The organism is Pectobacterium brasiliense, from assembly GCF_013449685.1.
Taxonomy (GTDB): Bacteria; Pseudomonadota; Gammaproteobacteria; order Enterobacterales; family Enterobacteriaceae; genus Pectobacterium; species Pectobacterium brasiliense_A.
The window spans coordinates 1-527 of the sequence record NZ_JACDSF010000110.1 but is presented as its reverse complement, the minus strand read 5'-3'; the positions used below and the strand labels follow the sequence as shown (position 1 = coordinate 527).

General features: G+C 54.6%; 1 protein-coding gene. It reads right to left on the bottom strand.

Annotated features, from left to right (window positions below):
- Positions 1–527 (bottom strand): bacteriophage T4 gp5 trimerisation domain-containing protein (locus H0248_RS21475; RefSeq protein ID WP_445482661.1); only part of this gene is annotated, 527 nt, incomplete at both ends.

Sequence of the window (527 nt, the reverse complement as noted above, 5' to 3'; positions counted from 1 at the left end):
GCTGCCACCTGAATTCATCTTGATACCGGGGCCGACCAGCGTCACGCCGCTGGGATCGATCTTCACGAAGCTTCCTCCCACTTTGAGCGTCAGCTCCGCGCCCGCTTCAAGAACCACCTTAGCCCCCGCTTTTACATGCACTTCCTCACCCGCCTCGACCAGCAAAGCCTGCCCCAGTTTCTGATGCATCGACGCATCAACGGTCAGCGAGAGAGCTCCTTTCACGTGGTCACGTTTCTCGTTCTCCACCGTCAGGTGATCGTTGGCTTTAACGCGGGTGACTCGCTCATTATCAATCTCCGTGTGGGCATCATGTTTGATGTGCCAGACCACATCGTTCTCAACGAGCGCCTTGAGATCTTTCTGCCCGTGAATATAAATCTCCTCCTGACCGGCCTGATCCTCAAAGCGCAATTCATTAAATCCTTCTCCCTGATGCGTCTTCGTGCGCAGTAAAGTGCGTGTCTTATTGGCAGGCAGGTCGTAAGGAGGACAGTTAGTGACGTGGAAAGTACGCCCGGTGACAA